At 39.2% G+C, this 23,556-nt stretch carries 21 protein-coding genes; 7 read left to right on the top strand and 14 right to left on the bottom strand.

The features are described from left to right. The first annotated feature begins 23 nt into the window (after positions 1-23). Complete coding sequence (gene treR / locus H0Z31_01480; protein MBO8176109.1) at positions 24-740, top strand: trehalose operon repressor; 717 nt, start codon at positions 24-26, stop codon at positions 738-740. A gap of 55 nt (positions 741-795) precedes the next feature. Here the strand turns inward: treR and H0Z31_01475 are convergent, their stop codons facing one another. Together H0Z31_01475 and H0Z31_01470 are read right to left on the bottom strand one after the other, a co-directional pair. Further along, on the bottom strand, positions 796-1,485 hold the full coding sequence (locus H0Z31_01475; GenBank protein MBO8176108.1) for a response regulator transcription factor: 690 nt from the start codon (positions 1,483-1,485) through the stop codon (positions 796-798). Between the two features lie 30 nt (positions 1,486-1,515). Beyond that, complete coding sequence (locus H0Z31_01470; GenBank protein MBO8176107.1) at positions 1,516-2,658, bottom strand: sensor histidine kinase; 1,143 nt, start codon at positions 2,656-2,658, stop codon at positions 1,516-1,518. Positions 2,659-3,107: 449 nt separating this feature from the next. Here H0Z31_01470 and H0Z31_01465 point away from each other — a divergent pair, with 449 nt between their 5' ends. After that, positions 3,108-3,746: a YigZ family protein gene (locus tag H0Z31_01465; GenBank protein MBO8176106.1), complete on the top strand. Its 639-nt coding sequence runs from the start codon at positions 3,108-3,110 to the stop codon at positions 3,744-3,746. 166 nt (positions 3,747-3,912) lie between these two features. Beyond that, on the top strand, positions 3,913-4,941 hold the full coding sequence (locus H0Z31_01460) for an LCP family protein (GenBank protein MBO8176105.1): 1,029 nt from the start codon (positions 3,913-3,915) through the stop codon (positions 4,939-4,941). Positions 4,942-5,048: 107 nt separating this feature from the next. Here the strand turns inward: H0Z31_01460 and H0Z31_01455 are convergent, their stop codons facing one another. Then, positions 5,049-6,089 carry an undecaprenyl/decaprenyl-phosphate alpha-N-acetylglucosaminyl 1-phosphate transferase gene (locus H0Z31_01455; protein ID MBO8176104.1) on the bottom strand — a complete coding sequence of 347 codons (1,041 nt, stop codon included), beginning with the start codon at positions 6,087-6,089 and terminating at the stop codon, positions 5,049-5,051. 275 nt (positions 6,090-6,364) lie between these two features. On the opposite strand from H0Z31_01455, the gene H0Z31_01450 reads away from it, so the two are divergent. Together H0Z31_01450 and H0Z31_01445 are read left to right on the top strand one after the other, a co-directional pair. Next, on the top strand, positions 6,365-6,586 hold the full coding sequence (locus H0Z31_01450; protein MBO8176103.1) for a hypothetical protein: 222 nt from the start codon (positions 6,365-6,367) through the stop codon (positions 6,584-6,586). A gap of 11 nt (positions 6,587-6,597) precedes the next feature. After that, entirely contained in the window at positions 6,598-7,986 is a 1,389-nt protein-coding gene (locus tag H0Z31_01445) for a SpoIID/LytB domain-containing protein (protein ID MBO8176102.1), read from the top strand. Positions 7,987-8,561: 575 nt separating this feature from the next. Here H0Z31_01445 and H0Z31_01440 read toward each other — a convergent pair. The 6 genes from H0Z31_01440 to H0Z31_01415 are packed head-to-tail and all read right to left on the bottom strand — an operon-like array spanning position 8,562 to position 14,085. Then, complete coding sequence (locus tag H0Z31_01440) at positions 8,562-9,332, bottom strand: S-layer homology domain-containing protein (GenBank protein ID MBO8176101.1); 771 nt, start codon at positions 9,330-9,332, stop codon at positions 8,562-8,564. 6 nt (positions 9,333-9,338) lie between these two features. After that, on the bottom strand, positions 9,339-10,859 hold the full coding sequence (murJ, locus tag H0Z31_01435; GenBank protein ID MBO8176100.1) for a murein biosynthesis integral membrane protein MurJ: 1,521 nt from the start codon (positions 10,857-10,859) through the stop codon (positions 9,339-9,341). Between the two features lie 11 nt (positions 10,860-10,870). After that, positions 10,871-11,353 carry an exopolysaccharide biosynthesis protein gene (locus H0Z31_01430; GenBank protein ID MBO8176099.1) on the bottom strand — a complete coding sequence of 161 codons (483 nt, stop codon included), beginning with the start codon at positions 11,351-11,353 and terminating at the stop codon, positions 10,871-10,873. Then, complete coding sequence (locus H0Z31_01425) at positions 11,350-11,829, bottom strand: polysaccharide biosynthesis protein (GenBank protein MBO8176098.1); 480 nt, start codon at positions 11,827-11,829, stop codon at positions 11,350-11,352. The genes H0Z31_01430 and H0Z31_01425 overlap by 4 nt, the downstream gene beginning before the upstream one ends. A 3-nt stretch (positions 11,830-11,832) precedes the next feature. Then, a complete protein-coding gene (locus H0Z31_01420) occupies positions 11,833-12,903 on the bottom strand; it encodes a glycosyltransferase (GenBank protein MBO8176097.1) in 1,071 nt (356 codons plus the stop codon). Between the two features lie 42 nt (positions 12,904-12,945). After that, entirely contained in the window at positions 12,946-14,085 is a 1,140-nt protein-coding gene (locus tag H0Z31_01415; protein ID MBO8176096.1) for a polysaccharide pyruvyl transferase family protein, read from the bottom strand. Between the two features lie 214 nt (positions 14,086-14,299). Between H0Z31_01415 and H0Z31_01410 the strand changes: the two genes are divergently transcribed. Then, the gene (locus H0Z31_01410) at positions 14,300-14,446 is read left to right on the top strand and encodes a hypothetical protein (protein ID MBO8176095.1); all 147 of its coding nucleotides are present in this window, start codon (positions 14,300-14,302) and stop codon (positions 14,444-14,446) included. 158 nt (positions 14,447-14,604) lie between these two features. Here the strand turns inward: H0Z31_01410 and H0Z31_01405 are convergent, their stop codons facing one another. The 5 genes from H0Z31_01405 to H0Z31_01385 form a co-directional block, all read right to left on the bottom strand. After that, a complete protein-coding gene (locus H0Z31_01405) occupies positions 14,605-15,891 on the bottom strand; it encodes a glycosyltransferase family 39 protein (protein ID MBO8176094.1) in 1,287 nt (428 codons plus the stop codon). Beyond that, positions 15,888-16,229 carry an EamA family transporter gene (locus tag H0Z31_01400; GenBank protein ID MBO8176093.1) on the bottom strand — a complete coding sequence of 114 codons (342 nt, stop codon included), beginning with the start codon at positions 16,227-16,229 and terminating at the stop codon, positions 15,888-15,890. Before H0Z31_01400 ends, H0Z31_01405 begins: the two co-directional genes overlap by 4 nt. Beyond that, a complete protein-coding gene (locus H0Z31_01395) occupies positions 16,226-16,576 on the bottom strand; it encodes a DUF2304 domain-containing protein (protein MBO8176092.1) in 351 nt (116 codons plus the stop codon). The genes H0Z31_01400 and H0Z31_01395 overlap by 4 nt, the downstream gene beginning before the upstream one ends. Positions 16,577-16,581: 5 nt before the next feature. After that, positions 16,582-17,313 carry a glycosyltransferase family 2 protein gene (locus H0Z31_01390; protein ID MBO8176091.1) on the bottom strand — a complete coding sequence of 244 codons (732 nt, stop codon included), beginning with the start codon at positions 17,311-17,313 and terminating at the stop codon, positions 16,582-16,584. Between the two features lie 127 nt (positions 17,314-17,440). Then, the gene (locus tag H0Z31_01385) at positions 17,441-20,167 is read right to left on the bottom strand and encodes an S-layer homology domain-containing protein (protein MBO8176090.1); all 2,727 of its coding nucleotides are present in this window, start codon (positions 20,165-20,167) and stop codon (positions 17,441-17,443) included. Between the two features lie 891 nt (positions 20,168-21,058). Between H0Z31_01385 and H0Z31_01380 the strand changes: the two genes are divergently transcribed. Further along, positions 21,059-23,509 carry an N-acetylglucosaminidase gene (locus H0Z31_01380; GenBank protein ID MBO8176089.1) on the top strand — a complete coding sequence of 817 codons (2,451 nt, stop codon included), beginning with the start codon at positions 21,059-21,061 and terminating at the stop codon, positions 23,507-23,509. Positions 23,510-23,556: the final 47 nt, after the last annotated feature.

Below are 23,556 nucleotides of genomic sequence, written 5' to 3'. Positions count from 1 at the left end.
ATAAAATAAGGGTGGTGATTGAAATGACTGTGAAAAAATATTTAACGATTTATCAAGATTTAGCCGACCAAATACAAAAAGGCACGTATCATCCGATGGACATCTTGCCATCGGAAAATGAATTAGCCGACCTTTACGACACATCCCGTGAAACAATTCGGAAGGCATTACATTTACTCTCACAAAACGGGTATATTCAAAAAGTGCGTGGAAAAGGGTCCATTGTCCTGGATGTATCAAAGTTTAGTTTTCCCATATCGGGACTGGTAAGCTTTAAAGAATTACAAAAATCGCTCGGACGACAATCTCGAACGATTGTGTATGAATTTGGTCTCCAACAGCCTGACACTTGGCTTCAAAATCAATTACAAGCGTCTCCAGACGATGAAGTATGGAAAGTCATTCGGGCACGTGAAATTCAAGGAGAGCGGATTATTTTAGACAAAGACTTCTTCTTGAAAAAGCACGTTCCTTATTTGTCCAAAGAAATATGTGAACAATCGATTTACGAATACTTGGAAAACGATCTCGGTTTGACTATTAGCTTTGCCAAAAAAGAAATTGTCGTGGAACGCTGTACAGATGAGGACCGCCAATATTTAGATATCGGAAATGATACACATATTGTTGTCGTAAAAAACTACGTGTATTTAGAAGACGTGACGCTGTTTCAATATACCGAATCACGCCACCGGTTGGATAAATTTCGTTTCGTTGATTTTGCTCGCAGACGGCCGTAAATTTTCCCACATAAAAAAACGCCCTTTCCAATTTTGGAAATAGGGCGTATTATTTTTACCGAACCTCCACCCAACCGTTTTTAATGGCCATAACAACCGCTTGAGTACGGTCGTTCACATTCATTTTTTGTAAAATATTACTAACGTGGTTTTTCACCGTTTTTTCACTGATATATAACGCTTCACCGATAGCACGATTACTTTTTCCATCCGCTAACAGTTGCAATACTTCACATTCCCGACGCGTTAATAGGTGAAGCGGACGACGAACTTCCGTTTGGTGAAATTGCGTGTTTTGTTTCTTTTCTTCCCCATGAGCCACCAGGCGTCGAAATTCGTTCAGTAAGTTTCTCGTCACTTTCGGATGTAAATAGGATCCACCTTCTGATACAACTTTCACCGCTTCAATTAACGTTTCAGAATCCATTTCTTTTAGTAAATAACCCATCGCTCCAGTTTTTAAGGCGTGCGTTACATAGTTTTCATCGTCATGAATCGATAAAATAATCACTTTCGTTTCTGGAAATTTTTCAATCAGCTGTCTTGTCGCTTCAATGCCATTCATATCAGGCATGTTAATATCCATTAGCACAACATCTGGTTGGTATGTTTCAACGAGTTGAACCGCTTCGGTACCATCATTTCCTTCCGCAACAACGGTAAACTCTTCTTCAAATTCTAAGATACGTTTCATTCCTTCACGGAACAATTGATGATCATCGATAATGACAATGTTAATTGCCATTGTTTTCGCCTCCCTACGTTTGAACAACGATCATTTCTTTAATGGTACTTGAATATATACAACCGTTCCTACGCCTATATTTGAACGAATGGACAATTCCCCTTCTAACAAATCGACCCGTTCTTTCATTCCCATAATGCCGAACGAACTCGGTTGTTTCACAGAAGGGTCAAATCCTTTGCCATCATCTTTCACAACGGCGGTCACTTGCTGGTTTTGAATATCGACTTTTACTTGGATCTCATGCGCTTGGGCGTGTTTAAGGGCATTTTGTACAGACTCTTGAATCAAGCGAAAGAGTGCTACTTCATAATTTGGAGGAAGTCTTGTTTCTAAGCCATAATTCGTAAAATGGATTTTTGTCCCTTTATGATATTCTTCGATCGTTTGTAAATATTTTTTGAGGGTAGGAATTAAGCCTAAGTCATCCAGTGCCATTGGTCGCAAATCATAGATAATTCGTCGCACCTCATATAATGCCGATCGAACCATCTGTTTTAAGCTCCGAATTTCTTTTAACGCTTCTTCTGGACTCCGCTCCCGATACACTCGATCAATTAAATCTGAGCGCATAAGAACATTCGCTAACATTTGCGCTGGACCATCATGAATTTCCCTCGACAGACGTTTTCTTTCTTCTTCTTGAGCTTCAATGATGCGTAAACCAAAATCTTTTTTCTCCTTCGCATCTTTGATCATTTCACCAACTTGTTTAAAGTCCGTCTGTAAATAATTTAATACAACCGATACTTGAGATACTAAATGTTCGGCCCGTTCGATTGTATGCTCAAGTGACCGTAAACGACGTTCCAATTCATCACGCCGATCGCGCAGCTGTTTTTCTACTTGATGATTAATCTGAAGCTTCGTATGAAATTCGTGTGCTTTCTCATATGCTTCACGTACTTGTTCTTCGGTATATTGGTGAAAATTTTTGTTCACTTCAGATAAGCGATTTCGTGCTAATCGAGACTTTACTTCCAGCTCTTCTCCTTCTGCAATCACCTGTTCGAACATTTTCTTAACTTCTTCTAGCTCTAATGAGATCGCTTCGTAATCTTGTCGACAACGTTCCCCTATATTAAAAATTTCATCTTTACTTTGGTCGACAGTTTGAATCATTTTATCGACTACTTTATCTAATGCCTTCACATCGACATTATCCACTTTCATTCTTTTCCCTCCGATGAACCCCATCGCCTGATGCTACAAATATTGTACATGGAAAAAAAAGAGGAAACTATTCTTTCCTATGGAAATTGAACCAAAAAGACCAAATTTCGGTAAAAAGAAGTAGTTTTGCTCTATGTACATATGCTATTTGGACTAACTGATATAGGAATAATGTCCGTCATCCATGAGAACTTTTACCTGCAACCTGTTTAACGGATCCTTCTAGATCCTATTATAACATGTCTATTTTTGTCGAATATTAAAGTTTAATTACAATACAGGGCAATTTTATGTTATGATGAAATGATGATGTTAATTTTTGTATAGGAATGTATTAATTTTTAAAATTTTTGTATTAATTTTGATGGTATCTTCATCGAATGACTTTTGTTGTCGAAAAATAAAATCTCGTTTACAATGGCAAAAGAATAGTTGAGGAGTGAACAGAAATGCTACCTCGTTACTATACGGTAAAAGGTTATGGCGAACACGAAATTGTTATTCAAAAGTCAAGGTTTATTGCCTATGTAAACCGTGTACAAACCGAAGAAGAAGCTCAAACATTTATTCAAGAAATCAAAAAGAAACACTGGGACGCAACTCACAATTGTTCTGCATATATGATTGGAGAAAACAATCAAATTCAAAAAGCGAATGATGATGGAGAACCAAGCGGTACCGCCGGAGTTCCCATGCTAGAAGTACTGAAAAAGAAAGATTTAAAAGATACCGTCGTTGTGGTTACTCGCTACTTCGGAGGCATTAAACTCGGTGCCGGCGGACTCATTCGGGCATATGGAAAAGCAACCTCCGAAGGAATCAAAGCAACCGGTGTTGTCGAACGAAAACTCATGCGGGTTATGCATACAAAAATTGATTACACATGGCTTGGAAAAGTCGAAAACGAGCTTCGTTCATCGATTTATCAAATAAAAGACATCCACTACCTCGACCAAGTCGAAATCGAAACATATGTCGAAGAAAACCAAACTGCTTCCTTCACCGACTGGATGACCGAACTCACAAACGGACAAGCGGTGATTACGGAAGGAGAGACGGTGTATTTGGAGACAGAGGTAGATAGGTAAAAGACTGGCATACTGGCCAGTCTTTTTCATACTTCTGGATTGTTTGTAATGAAAATTTCATTTTACCCATATATAAATTCATAGTAAAATGAATTTTAGTTTAAAAAATTTGTTTTATTTTCGGATGATTTGTCGTAAATTTGTATAAAGGAGTTAGACATTCACAATGAATAGACAACATTTAAGAAGGAGACAAAAGAAGGCTAAAAGAAGACGAATCTTTTGGTTTCTAATTTTTCCGATATTACTTTTGGGACTGTCTACAACAGGTTACGGAGCGTATTTGTATTACAAAGCACAATCTGTAGCTGATCAGTCATATACCGAAATCGAGGGCCGTGAAAAATCGAACTTACGTGATGAAGATGTCGATCCGAAAGAGGATAACATTTCAATTTTATTTATTGGAGTAGATGACAGTAAATCGCGAAATTACGGGGAAAAAACTCGATCCGATGCATTAATACTAGCAACATTTAATAAAGAACAAAAATCTGTCAAATTGCTAAGTATTCCACGCGATTCTTTTGTTTATATTCCTGAAGTTGGGTACAAGACACGTATTAATCACGCACATTATTTTGGGGGTCCAAAAGCAACGATTGAAACGATCGAAAACTTGTTAGACGTTCCTGTGGATTATTACGTTCGTATGAACTTTTACGCTTTCATTGATGTTGTTGATGCCTTAGGTGGTATTACGGTGGAAGTACCTTATGAAATTTTCGAAAAAAATTCAGAGGACAAACATAACGCAATTCACTTACTTCCAGGAGAGCAAAAATTAAACGGGGAAGAAGCATTAGCATTAGCTCGTACGCGTAAAAAAGATAACGACATCGAACGCGGAAAGCGTCAACAGGAAATTATGAAAGCCATTTTGAAAAAAGCTATTTCGGTGAACGCCATTACGAAATATGGCGACGTCATGGAAGCCATTGGCGATAACATGAAAACAAACATGAAATTTTCTGAAATGAAATCACTAGCTAGTTATGGACTTTCCAATGAGTTAAACATTGAGTCATTAACATTAAAAGGTTCAGATGGTTATCAATCCGGACTTGGCTATATTTACGAATTAGACGAGGAAGACTTAGAAAACGTAAAAGAAACGTTAAAAGCGCATTTAGAAGTGTCCAGTCGCGAAGATCATGATGATCAGAAAGATGTTGCTCAAAATGATACAAACTAAAGGAAAGCGAATATGCTTTCCTTTTTTATTTCCATAAATGCTGATCACTATTCATATAAAGGAGATGAAAAAAGGATGTTCCAAATCATCGGAACATCCTTTTTTGATTACTTTCTTGCACGAACTAATTTTAGCAATGGTCGATAATTTTTTCCGACTAGGCCAATACTTTCAACAAACAATTCAATGGCAATCAACAGTACCGCAATAACAATCATTGCCCCCCACATCGTCGCTTGGGAAAAAATCACGGCAGCGAGACCAAACAATGCGGAAATGGCGTATATAATTAACACCGTTTGTCGATGAGTAAAGCCTAATCGCAATAAGCAGTGGTGTAGGTGTGATTTATCTGGAGCTGATAATGGTTGTTTGTTAACGATTCGGCGAATAATCGCAAAAAACGTGTCGGAAATTGGAACTCCAAGAATAATTATCGGGATAATAAAGGAAATAACGGTAACGTTTTTAAATCCTAGTAAGGCAAGGACAGAAATCATATAACCTAAGAACAATGCCCCTGTATCTCCCATAAAAATTTTGGCTGGGTGGAAATTATAAATGAGGAAGCCTAACGTACTTGCTAATAACAAGGCGGCAATGGTCGCTACGTAAACATTCCCCATAATAAGGGCCATACCCACAATCGTAAATAGGGCGATGGAGGATACACCGGCAGCTAATCCGTCTAATCCATCGATTAAGTTAATGGCGTTCGTTACACCAACGATCCATAAAACCGTTAACGGAATACTAAGCATCCCGAAGTTAATTTCTCCACCGAACGGGAGGTTAATGAACTCAACTTGTACTCCTCCCCACAACACAACAACTAAAGCCGACGCTAGTTGTCCCATTAATTTGACTTTGGCTGATAATTCCATCATATCATCGAGCATTCCGGTGACAATAATGATGAAACTACCTAACAAAATTGCGGGAGCATATACATTTGATGGTTGTAAGACTATAACGCCTACCATAAAACTGATATATATGGCTAATCCACCTAATCGTGGCATAATTTTTTGATGAACTTTTCGATGATTCGGTTTATCAGTAGCCCCAACTTTAAAGGCGAGCTTTTTCACCAAGGGAGTTGCTACTATTGAACATAGAAAACAAAGCAACAAGGTCAAATAAATCATGTAGACCCTCCTTAATAGGTATCTTGCCCATTTCAGTTAACTAAAAACAAGAACTTCATCTCTTTTATGTATATCTCTTCCTAAGTTCCCATCCAATTTGTCGAAATTAGTTAGAAAAAGTTACACAAGATGGATTATATCATACTAGGAAAATCAATAAAATAAAAATCTGCAATATTTCAAGTAATTTACAACTTTAACATTCTCCTAACTGCGAAAAGCGAGCCATTTGATATAATAGACAAATAGACAAATATTTTTAAGGAGTGACTTTCATGTTGAAAAAAAAGAAAGGGCTCGTGCTTTTCGCTACTTTTCTATTAACTTTTACCATCGGATGGAAAGCCGCCGCCTCATCAGAACAACCGATTATTGCGAGCGTTGAATGGGTGCTATCCAAAGTTAATCCTCTTTCTGAACGGGTCAAAGAACTAGAATTAAAAGTTCAACAATTAGAAGAAGAGCTCGAACAACTAGAACAACAATATAATCAATAGGAATGGTGACAATGAAAAAAATAATCAAACTATTAGGTGTGATGATTTTTCTTCTAATATTAAGTAAGCACCCAATTAAAGCGTTCGCCGAACCATCCAATCCCATTACATATCAACCAGAAGTGAAAGTGAAACTTGTCCCTTCTTCTTCGTTTACATTAACCATTCTCGGTGATTATCAAGTGGTAGACATTGAAACAAACTCGATCATACCAGTTTCAGAACCAATATCCATTTCACAAGAAAATGGTGTCATCTTCTACGCTTACGGAAAACAGACCGGCGCCACAACAAAGGGACTTAATATTCAAGAGATTCGTTCATCCGATGCGAACGAAGTCATTGTGTCGACCATTAAAACAGTTTATGGTCCAAAAGACGTCCATTATCGTGGATCATTGGAAATTCGTCCAGGAGAGTCATCTCCACTTCTTTTTAATCGATTAGATATCGAAAGCTATGTTCAAGGTGTCGTTCCGAACGAAATGCCTGCTAGTTGGCCTTTAGAAGCGTTAAAAGCTCAGGCAGTAGCCGCTCGAACATATGCTTATACCCAAATGACTCGAAACAAAACTAAAGGATATTTGGAAATGACTGTCGCTAGCCAAGTTTACGGTGGTAAATCAAGTGAACATTCGAGAAGTAATCAAGCTGTCGCCGAAACAAAAGGCATATATGCTCTTTACAATAATGTGCCCATTGATGCGGTGTTCCATTCGAGCTCAGGGGGTCATACGGAACATAGTGAAAACGTTTGGCTTAGTTCCGTTCCTTATTTACGAGGCGTAAACGACCCTTTTGATCAACATCCGAACAATTACCATTACGACTGGAAAACGACAGCCACGACAGCTAACATTAAACAACGCCTTAATTTAACCGATGACCAAATGTTATTAGACTTACGCATTTCAGAGCGTGGTGTCAGCCAAGCAGTGACGAATATGGAAGCAGTTATATTCGATCATCAAACCGACTCAACGTCGATCATTTCATTAAAACCGACCTTTGTTCCTTACCCCGACCGCTTCCGTAGTTTCTTCGGTGTGACACTAAAAAGCACAAAGTTCTCGATTACATCTGACGCCACGACTTCTATTCAACTTGCTGATGGATCTGTTGTGGAAACGAATTATTTAACGGGTTATTCTATGATGGATGCGAACGGTGCGGTACAGAAAATCAAACACGAAATTCAGTTACCAGTCAAGCTCACTAATGGAGTGGTTTATGTACCGACCTATCCTCAATCATTTACATTCTCGGGTGACGGATGGGGACACTTGCTCGGCATGAGCCAATGGGGGGCAAGAGGCATGGCTGAGCAGGGATATACATTTAAGGACATTTTAAAACATTATTATACCGGTATTGATGTTAAGACTTGGAATCCATCATAAACATTAGAAAAACTTGGCAGTCCAAGTCTTATGACGAAGGCAACTGCCAAGTTATTTTTATGCGTACATCGTACATATGTAAAGAGAATTTTTGGCTTTATGAGGAAAAATTCAATTTTATGAGCAACAATTTAGCTGTTGAAATTCTAGTGTTCCGTTTTTTATGAGAAAATTCTTTTTTTATGAGCAAAACTTCTTCTTTTTGAGAAATAATTCCACATTTATGAGAAAAAACAGCCGATTTATGGGAAATAGCTAGACGTTTATGGGAAAAAATCCATATTTATGAGTAATACTTTAGCTTTTTAGACAACATTCAGGTGCTCTATTTTTCAGTGAAGCGTGTTCGAAAGCGTTAAGATAAGCAAACAGCATAATGGAAATAGTCAGTTTTATAATAAACGTTTGTTTAATAGCCATGATTCCTCTTATTTAAAAACTTGCCCGTTTATATAAACGTTTGTTTAAAAGATACGATTCCCCTCATTTAAAAAACATCCCCGGCTAATTTAACGTTTGTTTAAAGTCACCATTACTCTCATTTAAAGAACTTAGCCGACTAAATAAACGTTTGTTTAAAATTGCCCTTTATATTGCAGCGTACGATATACAAAGGCGGAAAAATGGGAACGTTTCGTTGGATCTTCTGGTTTGAAATATCCGTTCGACCCTTTCGCAATTCCTAACTGACTAATCACCTTAATCGCATCATAACCTTCCACTTCTTCACAAACATCCGTATACCCTGAAAAAGGAGTGTCGTTTCCCTGTAAATCAAACGCCCGCTGTAACACCATCGCCATATGGCGTCGTTTTATTGGTTCATTAGGCATAAAATATCCATCGCTTCCAATAAAAATTCCGTGCTCATAAACCGCCATAATTTCCTTTAAGCCCGGATGATCATTGGAAACGTCTTTAAAAACAGATGGAGCTTCGCTAAGCGGGAGTTTCAAGGCTTTTACTAACATCGATGCCGCTTGATATCTAGTTAAGGTCCGCTCCGGATAAAATTTTCCTTCTTTTGGATAACCTTTGATGATTCCTAAATCATACAGTGTCATGATTTCTGTATGTGCCCAATAATTTGTTGATACATCCGTAAATGGGGTCACTGTTTTCCCTTGTAAATTTTGGATTCGTTCTTCCAACTGTTGAAGACGATCGTCAACAGAGGTTACTTGCTCCTCAATTGGCTCAAGCTGTTCTTCCACCCATTCAGTGGACGCGGCTTCTAAGCTTTTTTCCGCTTTCACACTTGGTTTTTCATCAAACGTTTGTTTATTACAGCCAGCAGCTACCATCATCAATAACAATAACAATAACCAACCCCAGCACCTTTTCATCTCCCGTTAGCTCCCCTTTCTTTTTAATTTAGCGATGACTTCATTCATAATATCTAGGCGTAACAATAGACAGAAACAAACGTACACAAGTAAGGTCAATCCACTTAGAATGATGACTTGAACATATACCGATGGAATCCACCCGAGCCCATGATGAAGAGCTAAGGTTACCCCATATAGTCCACCGACAAGGATGAACCATTGTCCTATTTGCTTTACGGTTTGAAACGAGTAATGAAACTTTTTCCACGCCACCATTCCTAATATGAGGAGTTGTACATAAGCACCAATCGTCGTTCCCCATGCAACTGCTTCGGCTTCATACAAATGGATGAACATCATGACTACAGCCACGTTCACACCAAAAACAGATAAAATCCCACTTACCACCGGAAACACCGCTTGTTCAGCCGCATAAAAAAATCGAGTGACGTACACATTCGCTGCATGGGCAAACATCCCGATCACAAATATTTCCAACAATTGTGCTGTAACGACGGTAGACGTAGAAGAAAACGCACCGTATTCATACACGACCGTAATCACTTCTTCGGCTAATACATACAGTAACACACTAAACGGAATCATAAAAAAGAGAAGCATAGAAATTCCTTTTTGATAAATAGAAGCTAGTTCCCCTTGTTTTCCTTCACCCATTTTTTTCGTTATTAACGGATAAATCACCGTTGTGACAGCCGTCATTAACACCGTTTGTGGAAGCTGAACGAGCTTTGACGAATAGTTCAAGGCAGCGAGTAATCCATCTTCTAAATAAGAAGCAAACACGCGCTGCATAAGGAAATAAAATTGTAAAGTCGCCCCACCTAATAAAATAGGCACCGCTATTTTTAAGTACCGGTTCATTAGCTCTTTATTGGCCACGGTCCACCTTAAACGAGGCTGAAAAAAGTCATTGACTCGAATAGAACGAAACAGAATAAAAGCCATGACAACCGAACCAAGTAATACTCCCCACGAATAAGCAGCACCACCGATCAACGGAAACAGTAAAATAGCTACAAGTAAGACAAGAGCATTATTGATCAACGGGGCTACAGCAGAAACTCGAAACTTTTCATGAACGTTTAATACCCCTGAAAAATACATCGAGAGCACGAAAAAGACACTTGACGCTCCCATCATTTGAAACCATTGACTCGTTTGCTTCCATTCCTCATCATCAAGACCAGGAAAAAAGATACCAATCCACCACTGAGGAGCTAGAATCATCGTCACTGATAAAACAGAAAAAATAACGAATATATATGAAAAAATAACTTCTTGAAGTTCCTGTTTTTCTTTGGTTGTTCCTTTTTGATACACACTAATAAAGGCGGTTGTCAGTGCCCCACCAACGACCATATACAGGAAATTGGGAATCGTAAAAGCGGTAATGACGCTATCCGCCTCTGTCGATGTGCCAAGATGGTAGCCTATCAATACTTCTCGTAAAAAGCCTAATAACCTCGACAACAAATTGATGGCAGCGACCGCTCCAACAATTTTCAGTAAGGAAGCTTTTTTCATAGTCACCATACCTAGCCTAAGTTTTCAATAAAATCTTCAATTAGTTTGATAATTCTCGTTCGGCTACTAATAAACGGTCGGGGCTGAAAATCATTCACTTTTTTAAGGACGTCCGCTAAATCGAGATGCTCGTCCCAATATAAAATGTGTCCAAGCTCATAAAATTGCTTAACGATTTCTAATTGATGATCATCATTATGTTCGCCATATTTAAGAAGTCGTGGAACCGCAATCACCTTTTTCCCCATTTTTACTCCCATCGTAATGGATCCTGTTCCCCCATGGGTAATGATGAAACGAGCTTCTCGATACAACCGTTCCATTTCTTCGTACGTTGTAAATTTAATGAATTTCATGTTGTCCGAACGATAGCGTGTATGACCAACTTGTACAATCACTTCTTCTTTGATATTTCCAAGTTCAATTTGTTCATCAATTGCTTCTAACAGACGAGTAAATGGTAATTCATGCGTACCTAATACCACAAAAATCAATAGATTGAACCTCCGTACACAGCTTTTGGATAATGCTTTTTCATACCTTCCCACTGAATAATAAACAGGTCAGCAATTGGGTATACGAGACGACCAGAAATCGTCGGCGTCGAGGTTTTTGCGAAGCTTTCAATAAAAATCACTTTCTTACCGAAAAGTTTCGCAATATAACACATCGGAACCGCCGTATGAGCACCAGTTGTGACGACGACATCAGGCCGAATACGTAAAAAATGGTAAAATGATTTAAGAATATTATAACTGAATTTAAAGATGTAACGGATTGGATAGTTTCTAGCCCCGTAGACTAAAAAAGACATTGGGTATTTATGGCTAAGTTCTTTTGTAATCACGGATTTTTCCGTAACAATATGATAATCATACTTCTCAAATAAAGGTTTTAACTGTAAAAGTTGTGTTAAATGTCCCCCTAATGAAGAGATAAATAACACTTTCTTTTTTCTCTGTCGACTCATATCCTACCCTCCAGTAGGAAAATATAATTTTTTCACTTCGCTCGTTAAATAGGCCGCGTCGTTTTGTTCGGCCTTTTTTAATCCGTTTTCTATTAGCGTTTGCCGGTAATTCTTATCAATCCATACTTTTTCAATGCCGGCAGCTAAAGAATCTGCATTTTTGGGCTCGACTAAACAACCCGTATCATTGGCCAACAAGTATTGCAAGCCGCCTACTTTTGTTCCGACGACCGGTGTTCCACACGACATCGCCTCAAGCGCCACAAGACCAAACCCTTCAATATGTGAAGGCAGCACAAAGACATCAGCAGCAGCCATCCATTTCGCAATTTCTTGTTGGGTTTTGACTCCTAAAAAGTGAACATACGGTTGGACGTGTAATTGTTCGATGCGTTCTGTCAGTTCCTGTTTGAATGTCGCATCTTTTTCTGGACCTATAATATATAATTGTCCGTCCACTTCTTTTTGGCGCAGCTGATGAAGCGCTTCAACTAACTCTAGAAGCCCTTTTTGTTTGATGATATTACCGACAAATAAGATAGATAAAGCTTGTTCCTTAATTGCTACGTTTGCTCGTGCCAATGACTTGTCCATCGGCTGAAAGACTTGTCGGTTGACTCCCATGTTCAGGACAGAAACTTTTGTCGATGGGATGCCAAAATCGTTTATAATTTCTTGTTTTAATTGCTCACCGACGGCAATAACTTCATCTGCGTAAGTTAATATCTTTTTCGTGTAACGAAAAATCCGCTCATTTTTACGGGCCATTTTATCTATGTCCCCGCCATGAGCGGTGACAATCATCCGTTTCCTCCAAAGCTTTTTGTAAAGGGAAGCAAATACGCCGCTCGGAAACACATAATGCGCGTGAACAGCATCGTATCGATAGCCTTTAAATAAGAAAATCAGGATATTTTGAATGGTCCATAATAAATATTTTTTCAACACGTTTACTTTTCCGCTTTGAGGGTCAGTAATCGCGATGACATCGACAGCTAGCCCTTGTCGTTTAAGCTCTTCTACTTGATTTTTCACAAATATTCCAAAGCTTTTATGTTGCTCTGTTGGATACATATTAGTTATGACAAGTACTTTTTTGTTCATCGAGTATTTCCCCTATTCTCCTAACTGGTCAATCACGCGAATCCCTTGAACGGCTTCCTTTCGTTTTTGCTCGGAAAGGGTGCGAAATTGCTGTTGCTTTTCGTTCCAATTATGATACTCGTTTGTAATGACATTCCATAATGTATTCGAATCTTTCAATCCGTCAATAGGAACATACATTGACGATAAATTCAACGTTTCAAAAAAACTTTTTACCTTTGGATGATAACCGATTCCGATGATTGGTGTTTCAGCAGCGACTGCTAAAATTAACGAATGAAGCCGTGTACCGATCACGAGATCTACATCTTGACATACCTTCAAAATTCGTTTGGGAGTCAAATTATCTTTTTTAATAGTGACCGCCTCTTGATGAGCCATTTGCTCATAGATGTGTTCGGTCACTTGTACGTCTTGTGGAAATTTCGTTGAAAAGAGTACAATTTCGGCTCCGAGCTGCTCAATGAGCGTATCTAAATTTTGTGCCATGTTCTTTACGTACTGTCCATATTTTTCTTTATTGGCAACAGGCCAGTACGTATGACTAAAATACGGTACTGCCGTTACACCAATGCGACGAATCGCAGGTCGCTCTTCTTTTTTTACATCATTATGTAAAGTAAAAGCCGGATCAGCGATGACGCGAATCTCTTTTCTTACCCCTATACGGTGAAGCAACTGCTTTGAATCTTCATCTCGCACAAAAACGGCGTGGGAGAGCTGTACCATTTGTCGAATTAACCACTTTCCTAGGGCGGTTTGAATCGGACCAGCACCCACTCCGTAAATCATCACTTTTTTCTGTAGCAATCGGGCGATGAAAACAAGGGAACTATATAATGGAGCATCCCTTTTATACATATCCATCAATAGCCCGCCGCCACCTACTATAAGAACATCCAATGATTGGACGACACGTATATGTTGCTTTAACGTACTTCCTACGGATCGAATGAAATTACCTTTCTTTTTCAGTAAATATACTGCTTTGACTCCGTATTGTTGCGCTGTTTTTTCTGGAGAGTTACTAAATACAACTATATCTTCTTTCCGAACTCCTTGATACTCAACAAGTTGCTGAATAATTCCCGTTAAAATGGCTTCATCGCCATTGTTATCGTGTCCGTAGTTCCCTACTATTCCTATTCTCATATAATAACACCTTTTTTACATGTAATTCATTCCCGTCATAACGACATTATACCATTTTTAGAAGGTGAAAAAATACTTGTCATCATGTAGTTATGATACTGCAATATACGAAAACAATCTACCAATGAATGGGACTCTCTATCGTTGATTAATCGTACCGAAAAGAAAGACCACCCGCTCATATGAAAAAAGAAACGGATTTTCCAAAAAGGCTATGTTATGTTTCATTGTTGATTTTTATCAAGTTGTTCACACGGGGCGACTCCAGCGGAAACAAGAAGCCGCAAGACCCATACTTGAGCGTAGCGAGGGAAACGGCTTGCGGCTTGCCCGCGGAAAACGTCCGCCTGGAGCGAAATGATAAATATCAACAGTATCATTTAAAAGACATTTATACCAATTGCCATTGGCACATTGATGAATGAAATAACCGTAAAAGTTATCCACAGTTATTTTAGGGTAGAGCCTCTAAAAAAAGAACTTTGCTCCCATGAAAGAGAACAAAGTTCGTTCGAGTATTTATTTTGCCCATTTCTTGACTTTTCCAGTTATTTGTTCAATCAAGAACGATAAGCCGTACCCCGTAATAATGGCAAGAATCGGCATGATAATTAAGCCGTATCGCGGAATCGTTAAAAATATATTAGAAAATACGATGTAGATGAGAACGACTAGGGATAACGCCATGAACGGTTTATGCTTACGGAATAAATAGGCAAACAATAATCCAAAAATAGCTAAAAACGCATTTTGGTAAATAAAGAAGGTTGATAAAAATTCTGGAAACGTCTCTTGATAGGGTCCGAGCCCATCAGGAATTCCAGTTGGATCAATAAATAACCAAATCGTTTTTCCAACTGTAAACCACGCGAAATATAATGGGAAGTTTTCTTGGAAGCCTTGTTTGATGCGCGTCCATCCATGTTCTTGAAAGCTTACCCCTAAATCACGAGCCGTTTGTACAATCGTTGGGTAATCCTCCATATGAAACGGATTCGTCCCTGCTAGCAGCGGATCCCCTGAATGTGACGAAAATAAATACATATGGTCAAACAATAAGATGTTTCGAATCACCCAAGGAAGCATAATAACTAGCGGACCAATCGTCCAAATAAAGCCAATTTTCACGCCTTCCCTAAACCCTTGACGCAATAAGACAATCGCCCACGCCAGCAGCAATATCGGCGCCGGAGTCGGCCGGAACATGAGCATAATGGACGCAACAATTCCGAATAGCACATGATAACGATACTTGCCTGTTTCAAGAGCCATTAAAAAGATCCAAATCGAAAGTAAAAACAGGAAAATCGACGGCGTTTCCGTTAGCGTTGTCCGAAAATAATGGTACGGGGCAATGTGCGTACAATAAAGAAGAGATGCCACTAAACCAATCGTTTGCTTTTTAAACAATTTTATTGAAATCGTATAAATAAGCACGACCGTTAAAATATTAAGAATCATATTGGACAAGCGAGCTAACATGACATGGTTTGTCTGCATCCATTCAGCTACTTTAAAAATCGCCACTAAATAATACGGTTGACCAGGAGTTACGTAGGCATTCGGCTCTTCGGAGTTATATCCGTAAATTCCTTCGTTTATTAGTTGCCATGCCATTTTCGCATAAAGGGAAGCGTCGCGGGAACCATATGTAGATATGGCCTCACCGAACCGTTCGGGCTGGTTAAATATTGAGCCAGGGTGCTTCATAAGAAACCAGCTATTCACGATGATATACATAAGAAGTAGAACTAAAAACAACGAATGACGCTTTATCAGTGATACGTTCACAGTCACACCTCTCATTTCGCAATAAAATAAACCCCAACAATAATGAGTACCATGCCAATCCATTGGGACGTACCAATGGTTTCTTTAAATAGTAAGAGAGCAATAAAGGCTGCAAATACATAGCTTAAGCTTTGCGAAGGATAAGCGACACTTAACGGAAGCTTAGACAACACATATAACCAAACTCCCGTTGCCAGTGCATAGAGAAAGGCTCCTCCTAAAAAGTAAGGAGAAACCAGTAAAGAGAAAATCGTCGAACTATTCCATTCGACGATGTTGGAGACTGCTAATTTCCATAATACTTGTCCAGTGACTAACATACAAATGTTCAATAATAACATCAAATAAATCATGACGATTGCCGTTCCTTTTCTTCTAATTGTTTTTTCAAAATGGCATACTCTTGTGCTAAATGGGTTAATTCTTTATTTAGCTTCGATACTCGGCGGGTTAAATCAAAAATGAGTAAGAATGCAAATAGTAAACCGAAGAGGAATAAAAGGGATGGGGGATAAAAAACACCCATCCATTCGCCGAGTTGATTAATGAACCCTTCACTTAAACTTAAGATTGCCATCGAAACGCACATAAAAATCCATAGGAGCGAGTATTTCGTTTCTAACGCCCCGCGTCGAACCGCTTCAATGACTGTCAATAACAATATTAAGACAATCCCAAAAGAAACTAACGTAATGCTCATTTCCTTTACTCCTTAATTAATTTTTGCATCAAAATAGATAAGGTTACTTTTAACATGTAATAAATCGAGCGGAAAGGAGTGATGGAAGAAGAGCCGCCTTGTCGTTGCTTCATATGAACCGAAATTTCTTTGATTCGAAAATTTTTCCGATGCAAAAACAAAATGACTTCTGGTTCAGGGTAATCTTTTGGATATTCACGCGCAAAAAGCTCAATCACTTTTTTATTAATAGCGCGATACCCTGACGTTGCATCGGTATACTTCTTCCCTGTTAACAAGAATAAGAGTAATTCAAAATAATAAATTCCGATACGGCGAAAAATACTACCTTTATAATCCGTTTTTTGGACAAAACGCGAACCGATACACATATCGGTTTCGCCATTTACAATCGGTTGGATGACAGCGATGAGATCCGCCTCGTTATGTTGTCCATCAGCATCAAATTGCACCGCCACATCATACCCCATTTTATAAGCATACTTGTAGCCGGTTTGTACGGCTCCTCCAATGCCTAAGTTATATGGTAAGTCAATCAAGACAACGTCTTCAAATTGACGAACGACTTGCGCTGTTTGGTCTTTTGAGCCGTCATTAATCACACAAATATCAATGGAAGGTAGATTTTTTTTAATGGATAATAATTTTCGTAACGTATGTCCTATCGATTCTTCTTCGTTATAAGCCGGGACAATAATTAGCGTTCGTGCTTGGTCGATACCGTTCGACAAGTACATCCCCTCCATCGGGTATATTTTACTCTCATTCTATCATACAGACATTCATTCCCATCATCAAGCGAATTTTCGACACGAGGAATCTACAATACCTGCCAATTGACTCCTATTGAGCTAGAACAATATTTTATTTTTGTAACACTCGATATAAAAACGTACTGAACTGCGCTCGAGTCACTGGATGATTTGGTCTAAATAGATGGCCTTCATAAGGGACGGTAATATGATTGGCGTATAATGCATGAATTTCTTTGTACGCCCAGTAAGAAGATGGGACATCCTTGAACGGTTGTTTGGTATCTCCTTTCAGTGAAAACGCACGAACTAAAATAGCGGCCATTTGTGCCCGTGTTAACGTTCCGTCCGGATCAAATATCCTACCATTTTGCTTTCCATTCATAATGCCAGCCTTCGTAACTGCAGCAATTTCCGCATAATATAGATGACTTGCCGGTACATCTTGATAGGAAAGAGTGATTCCCTCCTTTGGTAAGTTCAGTGCTCTCGCTAACAAGACTGCCGCATGGGCGCGAGTTAATTTGTTGTTTGGTTTAAAATACCCATTTGAAAACCCTTGAATGAGGTGGTGTTCTAATAAATATTGAATTTCATTTTTCGCCCAAAAATCGTTTGGAATGTCATGAAACAAAGGTTCTTCGTGTGACGTGCCATATTCCGCTTGCAACTGATCGAAGTACAAGGTCCCTGTGTTGTATCGATCTTTGTTCGTTTCGACCACATACAGTTGTTTTAATTGAATAGGGTAGGTAACTTCTGAAGGTATTTGTGCTTTAATGTACCTCCAGCCCGTCCAATCTAGTCCCCCTTCTTTGGTAAAACTCACCGTATACTCTTTGCCGCTTTGATCAATGATTGTTCCTCTTAACCAATGCTTGCCCTGATCACCATATACCCAAACGCCCAGATAAGAAGGATTTCCAGGAATCGCGAGAGGAGATGTCCGAACGACATAGGCTGCTTTCGTACCTTCTTCTCCTTTTTGGAAGTTATATTGGAGCTTTAATGTTTTCGATCCATGGAACAATGGCTGGTCGTAACCGGTAAACGAAATCGTCGCCACGGACCGTACAGTTTCCACGTTCCAATCCCCTTTTTCAAACGAGTCGAGAATAAGCGGTTTTGTTCGTACGTTGATTGTTGATTTTCCGACCGTACCTCGAATATTAGCGATGACTTCAGCAGTACCGTTAGTTGTTCCTGCAATAAACAGACCATTGTTAGAAATCGTTCCTATTGGTTGACTTAATGACCATAAAACTTGTTGATTTCGGAGGTCTAATAGTTTTCCATCGGCATCAAATGCTTGAATTGTGAATGAAACCGACTCCCCTGCCGTAGCTGTGATATTACTAGGAGTCACTTCTACTCGTGCTGGAGCATCGATGACTTTAACCGGTATCTTTTTAACCGCTCCTTCATAATAGCCGACGATAAATCCTGTTCCAGACCGCTCAGCTACAAACGTATTTCCTTCCATACGTCCAATATTTCCTTCTACTTCATAGCGAATGAGTTGTTTGTTTATTGTCAATGGATGATAAAATTCGTCTAACACGAATTGTTCTGCTACATCCACGCTGGAACCAACGAGCAATGTCGAATGACCTTGAAGACGAAACTCAAAATAGGTTGGCTGGCCAAAAGGAGACGTACTCACTACTTGTAAAATCGTTGATACCGCACGCTCGCTTCCATCCGAAGGACTGTTTACAACGGAAGTATATTTGTCCCCATATTGACGTACGGCCATTGTCGTCGACCCACCGCCGTCTAGGTTAAGTGCATAATACGCCCCTTTTTCTACTAAATATTGAGCGAATTCTTTTAACGTTAGCCCTTCACTATACCCCTGTTGCCGTCCATCAACTGTCACAAAAAATACACGCTGACCACTTTGATCCACTGCAACAGCCGTTCGCGGATTCCGTTGACGCGCCCGACTGCTTGTCTCATCAATCGTCATTTTCACCTTTCCTTCTTGCACTAATAACGGACCGCTTGCCAGCATAAACTGGGCATTTTTCCACTCACCAGAGACATTAATCATAAGCTCAATTTCTTCACCTGGCTCGATATGACTATATTGGGCAGCTAACTCCCCACTATGAATGGATATAACAAACCCATCTTGTGGAATCGGGGCATTTCCAGTTCCGTACGGATATACTTCGGCAACTACTCCACGTATCGGTTGGCCAAGATGGACTCCTTCATCCAATTGAGGTGTAGCTTGCTTAACCACTATCTCCATCCCATAAGAATTTGTCCGCGTGCTCGAATAGCTATACGATGGTGTATATAAAATAATTTCTTTATTCATTCGTTGTTTATTAATCGAGGTTACCGTACCTTTTTTTCCACCAACTTCAAATGAAATATCGTATTGAAACGTTCCGATTTTCGCAGTTCCGTCTTGTAAAATTCCAAAAGCAGATGGAACGCTCATATACTCATCGTTGCCGGTTGAAATGACTCCAAACGTTGAAACTCTATTATTCTTCAAAACTAAATATGCGGGCAAACGCGATTGTAAATGATAAAAAGAACCATTAATCGCTCCAACAACGTGATGCTCATCGTATGTATTGTTTTTCGCAAAGCGAGATGTTGGTGTAAGGGACGTCAACGGTTGAGGAATTCCTAATTCGACTTGAATGTGTGGATTCGACAGATCGATCTCTAATAAGTTTCCTACTTGCGGTTTTTGACTCATCTGAAACGATTCTTTTGTATATTCGACCCCTGGCGTAACAACTCTAGCTTGTATGGACATACCACCTACAAGACAACCCATACAAGCGAGTAAAAAGATAAACATCGTTCGGAATTTCATGTAAAGCTGCCTCCTAGTATGAAAGTAATAGAAAAATCTTCTTCCATTCTAGGAAACTATTTGAATTGTTTCAATATGTTAGTATAATGAAATGGGAATAATAGGTGAAGAAGGCTGAATTAGTATTTTTATAGGAGATTATTTTAGGGAATTGTACCTATGCAAATATTTTGAAACTGTAAATTTTTCGAAAAGGATAAAGAACAAATGGGCTAAGCTACAGTACAGAATTGTCATCAATTTCAGCTGTTTAAAAGATCATTTTCCTTTCAATAGGGCAAATAAGCTCAACAAAAAAGGGGCTGATCCAAAACGGACCATCCCCTTAATGGTCTTCATTCTTTATCAGAAAGAAGACCTCGGTTGGTGATTTTAGTTTACCATAGATCACACGATAATGGGGAAAAGTAATTATTTCCAAATGAATTCCCCCTATTTGACTATTAAAAAACATATCTACTAATTTTATAATATGGAAGGAAAAAATAGAAAAAAGGAGTCTAATGCGTCATGATTCATCGAATGTTTACGTTCATACTGGTCACCGTTCTGATGATCAGTCCTTTTTCATCTGTTGGAGCCATGACAGATGGTCCCCCATCGGCAGTCGAAGAATCGCTGTATATGTTCCAAACGACTGAACCGACGATATTATACTCACTGAACGAAGAGCCGGTTGGTGAGTTGCTAGAAGGGACAACGTTTTGGGGACAATGGGATGATTCTCGCATCATCGTAGAATCTGAGTATTTTGTTTTACCAGAAAAAGTCGAACCAATAGAAAGCACAGACGAACCGGCTTTCACAGATGACGTCCAACAACTAGAAATACCTTACGGCACGATCGTTTCTGAAAATAACGAAACGATCCTATCATTCACACAACCTATTATGGTGAACGTTCTTTTAGAAACCGACCAATATTATGAAGTAGAATTCGCAGGAATTACCGGTTTCATTTTGAAGGAAGAAGTCGAAGCAACTGAAAATACTTCCACAGAATCACAGGATAATCAATCAAATGAAATGACGGATGCGACAACAGCGGAAACTGAAGAAACCACAAGTGATTCGGTAAATAAGACGAACGAGACCGAAAAAGTAACCGATGAATCGGTAACAGTTGAGTCAGCACCTGTCACCTTCGCTTCGACCGACAAATACTTCCGCGTAAACGTCGAAAATGTCGTTGTATATGACAATAGTACAGGGAAGCTCGTTCCAGTCGGAGTATTATATGAAGGACAGGTTTACGAGCGGATCAAAGACCTTGGTAACTGGCATCAAATCCGATTTGGTAACGGATATGGATACGTCTACGAACCTTCTACTGTACCTGCAGAAAAAAGTGAAGTCCCTAATTTAAACAATGCACCAAATGGGGAGCGAACATTTGTCTCCTCAACAGCGGTTAACGTTTTTGATAACTCCACAGGATCGCTTGTTAAATTTGCAACCATTCAACCAGGTGTGTCGTATCCGATTGTTGGAGTTGCAGGTAATTGGTACAAGGTAAATGTATCTGGTCGGTTAGGATATGTTTATTCTGGTAGTGTCCAGCTCAACTACTTGAGTAGTGACCGTTATTTTACTCCTTTAATTGATCAATTAGGAATTTACGATAATTCATCGGGCAAGCTCGTCAAAGTCGCCGAACTTGTAAAAGGTGAAGCATATCCGTTCCGTAAAATTTCTGGAAACTGGTTAGAAGTCTATTTCGGGAACAAAATCGGGTATGTTTACAAAGGCAATACAGAACCAACAACAAGAGTCCCAACTCAAACAACTTCGACAGGTAGTGAGCTGTTGACTACTATTGTTGAAACAGGTGTGTACGACAATTCAACAGGGAAGCTCGTCAAATTTGTCACACTTCCAAAAGGTGTTACACTTACCTATATTTCAAAAATGGGTAATTGGTATCGCGTAAACATCGCGGGCCGAGTAGGTTATCTTCATGATTCAGCTATTAAACGACCATTCAAATCGACTGATCGTTATTTTGAAGTGTATGAAGACAACGTTTATGTCTACGATAATAGCGCGGGATATTTAAAGAAAGTCGCACTACTTGAAAAAGGACAAACGTATGAACGTGTGAGAGATATTGGCAACTGGCACCAAATCGAGTTCGGGGATGGTCACGGTTATGTATGGAAAGAGTCCACGAAGCCATCAAGTGCGTCGAAAGTTGCCAATTTAGACACATTAAATCTCCAAAATAAAGACATTAGTTTCCTTGTAAAAGAAGAGGTTAAAGTCTACGACAATACAGGCGGAAAACTCGTTCCATTTGCTACATTACTGACCAATACCTATTACCCAGTATTAGCAGATGGCGGATCTTGGTGGAAAGTCTCATTAGGCAATCGAATTGGATATGTCTATAAAGGACATGTCATTGCCGGTCCAATTATTACGTATACAAAATATGATGTAACCTTAGAACAAATGGTCGATATCCAAATGACGAAAAATCCACAAACGGATTTATATCGAAACAACCCTGCCTATGTACATAAAAATTATATAAACCTAAACGGTACATCTTTCCCAACAACAGGCGTCGTTACAGCCTCTGTGCTAAACGTTCGTGAAGGAGCTGGAACGAACTATTGGATTGTTGGCCAACTTAAACAAGGTCAAACGGTTCAAGTTTTAGCCCAAAAAGGGGACTGGCTCCAAATCAAATTTACAACATGGCGAAATGCGAAACCTGAAGATGTAAAGCGTTATTTAGACCCATACAATTATGTCAAAGGCAGTGCAGAATATTTCCAATTCCTTGTGTTGTCCCAAAATGCAGGCATTAGCGCTGACGAGTTAAACGAAAAAGTGTTAATTAACAAAGGGATTTTATCCGGAAAAGGTCAAGCCTTTGTCGAAGCAAGCCTAAAGCATAGCATTAACGAAATGTATTTAATCTCCCATGCCTTACTAGAAACGGGTAACGGCACATCGACATTGGCAAACGGCGTGTTAGTCACTTCCGTCGATGGTAAACCGGTCGAACCGAAAGTTGTTTACAACATGTACGGTATTGGTGCGTATGATTCATGCGCGCTAAAATGTGGAGCAGAAACCGCGTATAAAAACGGTTGGTTTACTCCTGAAGCAGCCATTATCGGCGGGGCTGAATTTATTGCCAAGTCTTATATTAACAATCCAAATTATCAACAAAATACGTTATACAAAATGAGATGGAACCCAGCGAATCCAGGCGTACACCAATACGCAACGGATATCGGTTGGGCAGTAAAACAAGTATTTAATATTAAAAAGCTTTACGACTTAATTGATCATTACATTTTGTACTTTGATATCCCGGTGTACAAATCATAGGAATAAAAAGGATCATCAACGGAGTTCCTCCTTTGGTGATCCTTTTT

It is taken from the genome of Bacillus sp. (in: firmicutes) (assembly GCA_017656295.1).
In the GTDB taxonomy this organism is placed as follows: Bacteria; Bacillota; Bacilli; order Bacillales; family JACDOC01; genus JACDOC01.
The sequence above is the reverse complement of the archived record's forward strand: the minus strand, read 5'-3'. Positions and strand labels throughout refer to the sequence as shown.